This is a genomic window from Phenylobacterium sp. (genome assembly GCF_020253645.1).
In the GTDB taxonomy this organism is placed as follows: Bacteria; Pseudomonadota; Alphaproteobacteria; order Caulobacterales; family Caulobacteraceae; genus Phenylobacterium.
The window spans coordinates 1-4,226 of sequence record NZ_JADCBG010000199.1; the positions used below are offsets into that span (position 1 = coordinate 1).

Here is a 4,226-nt window from a genome sequence, read left to right on the forward strand (position 1 = left end):
CCAGGAGCGGCGGGAGGAGGTGATCGCCTATGTCCAGCAGCGCTATGGGCGCGACCGGGTGGCGCAGAGCATTACCTTCGGCACCCTGCAGGCCCGTGCGGTCCTGAGGGATGTCGGGCGGGTCCTGCAGATGCCCCTCGGACAGGTCGACCGTCTGGCCAAGATGGTTCCGGCCAATCCCGCCAATCCGGTGACCCTTGCCCGGGCCGTCGAACTGGAGCCTCGGCTGCGCCAAGCCAAGGATGAGGACGAATCCGTCGCCCGGCTCCTGGAGATCGCCCTGCGCCTTGAGGGCCTCTACCGGAACGCCTCGACCCACGCCGCCGGGGTGGTGATCGCGGACCGGCCGCTCACCGAGCTGTCACCCCTCTACCGCGACCCGCGCTCGGACCTGCCCGCCACCCAGTTCAACATGAAGTGGGTGGAGAGCGCGGGCCTGGTGAAGTTCGACTTCCTCGGCCTGAAGACCCTCACCGTGATCGACCGGGCCATGAAGCATCTGGCCCGACGAGGCGCGGACTTCGCCCTCGAGAGCCTGCCACTGGACGATACGGCCACATACGAGCTGATGGCCTCGGGCCAGACGGTCGGGGTCTTCCAGCTTGAAGGGCAGGGCATGCGCGACACCCTGCGCCAGCTCCGGCCCGGCTCCATCGAGGAGGTCACGGCGCTGATCTCCCTCTACCGGCCGGGGCCGATGGACTCCATTCCGGCCTATGTGGACACCAAGGCGGGCCGCAAACCGCTGAACGTCTACCACCCCCTTCTCGAGCCGGTCCTGACTGAGACCTACGGCGTGATCGTCTACCAGGAGCAGGTGATGAACATCGCCCGCATCATGGCGGGCTAGTCCCTTGGCGAGGCGGACCTGCTGCGTCGCGCCATGGGCAAGAAGAAGAAGGAGGGGATGGACCAGCAACGGGCCCGCTTCCTCTCCGGCGCGGCGGAACGCGGGGTGGACCCGGACCTGGCCGACACCCTCTTCGAACTGATGGCGAAGTTTTCGGGCTATGGCTTCAACAAGGGCCACGCCGCGCCCTATGCCCTGATCGGCTACCAGACCGCCTGGCTGAAGGCCAACGCGCCGGTCGAGTTCTTCGCCGCCTCCATGAGCCTGGACATCTCCAACACCGAGAAGCTGGCCGTTTTCTACCAGGACGCCCGCCGGTTCGGGGTGACGATCCGGCCGCCGGACGTGAACCGCTCGGGCGCGGACTTCGAGGTCGGCGACGGCGAGGTGCTCTACGCCCTGGGCGGCATCCGGAATGTCGGCCTGCAGGCCATGGAGCATGTCGTCGAGGTTCGCGCCGCCGGCGGGCCCTTCCGGGACATCTTTGACTTCGTCGAGCGGGTCGATCCGCGCCAGGTCAACCGCCGCACCCTGGAGACCCTGGCGCGGGCCGGCGCCTTCGACAGCCTTGGCTGCGACCGGGCCCAGCTGGTGGAGGCCTCCGAGGTCCTGGCCGGATACGGCCACAGCGTGGCCGAGGAACGGGCCTCCGCGCAGGGCTCCCTGTTTGGCGGCGATCAGGTCGAAGCGCAGCGGCCCCGCCTGCCGAGGTGTGAGTCCTGGTCACCCGCCAGGCGCCTGGACGAAGAGCTCGCGGCCGTGGGCTTCTATCTCTCGGGACATCCGCTGGAGGACCTTCTGCCCGCCCTGCGGCGGCGACGCATCGATCTGCTGACCGAGGTCATCCCCAAGGCCGAGGCGGGTGCGGAAGCCTTCCGGATGGCCGGGGTCGTGCGCCGACGCCAGGAGCGGGCCTCCCAGGCCAGCGGGGACAAGTTCGCCTTTGTGACCCTGTCCGATCCCTCCGGTGAGTACGAGGTGCTCTTCCCGCCGGAGTCCCTGCGCCGATGCCGTGATCTGCTGGAGCCTGGCAGGGCGGTGTCCCTCAAGGTCCGGGCCAAGGCGCGGGACGGAGAGGTGCGCTTCTTCGGTGATGACGCCGAGCCCGTCGAAACGGCGATCGAGAACGCGGTGGCGGGGCTGCGGGTCCATGTCTCGCCGCGCAGCCTGGCGATTGACGCCCTGAAGGCGCGGCTCACCGCGGCCCCCCAGGGGCGCGGCGGCGAGATCGTCCTGGTGGCGCCCGTCGAGGGCGGCCGGGAGATCGAGGTGCGGCTTCCCGGTCGCTTCGACCTGGGCCCCGCCGTTCGCGGCGCCCTGAAGACGGCGCCCGGCGTGGTCTTTGTCGAGGACGTCTAGGACGGCCCAAATCCTTTCAGGACTTGCCTTTTCGGCTAGTTGAGCCTAAACGGCGCGCCATTCCACACGCAGGCGTTCGGTTTGGCCGGGGAGACATCCCGGCGGCGCCGTTCCGGTCCCCCGTCCGGGGGGTTTGTCTGCGGAGGTCAACCGGAAGAAGAGGACATAAAGCCATGGCGCTTCCCGATTTCTCCATGCGTCAGCTGCTTGAGGCCGGCGCCCACTTCGGTCACCAGACGCACCGCTGGAACCCGAAGATGGACCGCTACATCTTCGGCAGCCGCTCGAATATCCACATCATCGACCTCTCCCAGTCGATCCCCCTGCTGCACCAGGCCCTGGTCAAGGTGCGCGAGGTCGCCGCTGGCGGCGGTCGCGTGCTCTTCGTGGGCACCAAGCGCCAGGCCTCGGATCCCATCGCCCAGGCCGCCCGCCGCTGCGCCCAGTACTATGTCAACCACCGCTGGCTCGGCGGAACCCTGACCAACTGGCGCACCGTCTCCGGGTCGATCAACCGCCTGCGGGAGCTTGAGGGCGTGCTGGAAGGGGGCGAGGGCAACCGCACCAAGAAGGAACTGCTGCAGCTGACGCGCGAGCGTGACAAGCTTGAGCTGTCCCTGGGCGGCATCAAGGACATGGGCGGCATCCCCGACCTGATGTTCGTGATCGACACCAACAAGGAGGCCATCGCCATCCAGGAGGCCCGCAAGCTGGGCATCCCCGTGATCGCCATCCTCGACACCAATTGCGATCCGGACGGCATCACCTACCCGATCCCGGGCAATGACGACGCCGCCCGCGCCATCCAGCTCTACTGCGACCTGCTGGCCGACTCCGTCCTCGACGGCCTGGCCGCCGGCGCCGCCGCCTCCGGGGTCGACCTGGGCGCGTCCGTCGAGCCGGTCGAACCTGTCGTCGCTGCCGAACCCGCTGTGGAAGAAGCCGCGGCCGAAGCCTGATCCGACCTGAAATGCGCCTGTCCCTGAGGGGCGGGCGCCACCCCTGACCGAAGGAGCTCCCGATGGCGGAGATCACTGCTGCCCTGGTGAAGGACCTGCGCGAGAAGTCCGGCGCAGGCATGATGGACTGCAAGAAGGCCTTGCAGGAGAACGACGGCGACATCGATCTCGCCATTGACTGGCTGCGGACCAAGGGCCTTTCCAAGGCCGCCAAGAAGTCGGACCGGGCGGCCGCCGAGGGCCTGGTGGGCGCCGCCGTTCGCAAGGACGGCGCGGGCATGACCGGCGTCGTGGTCGAGCTCAACGCAGAGACCGATTTCGTGGCCCGGAACGAGCTGTTCCAGAAGGCGGCCAAGGAGATCGCCGGCATCGCCCTGGACCAGGAAGGTGTGGAGTCCATTTCCGCGGCGAAGACCGCCGGTGGAGAGAGCGTCGCCGACATGGTGACCAACCTCATCGCCACCATCGGCGAGAACATGAACCTCCGCCGGGCGCACCGCTTCGTGGTGTCCGAAGGCGCCGTGGCCTCCTACGTCCACTCCGCCATCGTGCCGGACCTTGGCAAGATCGGCGTTCTCGTGGCGGTCGAGGGCAAGGGCGACCAGGCCAGGCTGGCCGAGATGGGCCGGAAGATCGCCATGCACGTGGCGGCCACCAACCCCCTCTCCCTGTCGACCGACGACCTGGACCCGGCCGCCGTCGAGCGCGAGAAGGCCATCTTCACCGAGCAGGCCCTGGCCTCCGGCAAGCCGGCCGGCGTGGTGGAGAAGATGGTCGAGGGCCGTATCCGCAAGTTCTTCGAGGAAGTCGTCCTGCTGAAGCAGGCCTTCGTCATGAACCCGGACCAGACCATCGAGCAGCTGGTGGCCGAGACGGCCAAGGAGACCGGTTCCCCTGTGACGGTGAAGGGCTTTGTGCGCTTCGCCCTGGGCGAGGGTGTGGAGAAGAAGGTGGACGACTTCGCCGCCGAGGTCGCCTCCATGACCGGCCAGGGCTGATCGCGCCCTTCAGCGCCTGTCTTTCGGGGGCGTGGTGCGTTCGACGCGCGCCACGCCCCC

The 4,226-nt window shown here is 68.4% G+C and carries 2 protein-coding genes and 1 pseudogene; all 3 read left to right on the forward strand.

Annotation, left to right across the window (positions count from 1 at the left end):
- Nucleotides 1–2,209, forward strand: a pseudogene (gene dnaE / locus INE98_RS13085) (DNA polymerase III subunit alpha); the annotation flags it as partial.
- A gap of 173 nt (nucleotides 2,210–2,382) precedes the next feature.
- The gene (gene rpsB / locus INE98_RS13090) at nucleotides 2,383–3,168 is read left to right on the forward strand and encodes a 30S ribosomal protein S2 (RefSeq protein WP_293539426.1); all 786 of its coding nucleotides are present in this window, start codon (nucleotides 2,383–2,385) and stop codon (nucleotides 3,166–3,168) included.
- A gap of 62 nt (nucleotides 3,169–3,230) precedes the next feature.
- Nucleotides 3,231–4,166 (forward strand): translation elongation factor Ts, encoded by a 936-nt coding sequence (tsf, locus tag INE98_RS13095; RefSeq protein ID WP_293539428.1) that lies wholly within the window; start codon nucleotides 3,231–3,233, stop codon nucleotides 4,164–4,166.
- The last annotated feature ends 60 nt before the right edge of the window (nucleotides 4,167–4,226 follow it).

Coding starts and splice junctions, on each gene's coding strand:
- rpsB (WP_293539426.1), top strand. CDS start 2,383: ATGGCGCTTCCCGATTTCTCCATGCGTCAGCTGCTTGAGGCCGGCGCC.
- tsf (WP_293539428.1), top strand. CDS start 3,231: ATGGCGGAGATCACTGCTGCCCTGGTGAAGGACCTGCGCGAGAAGTCC.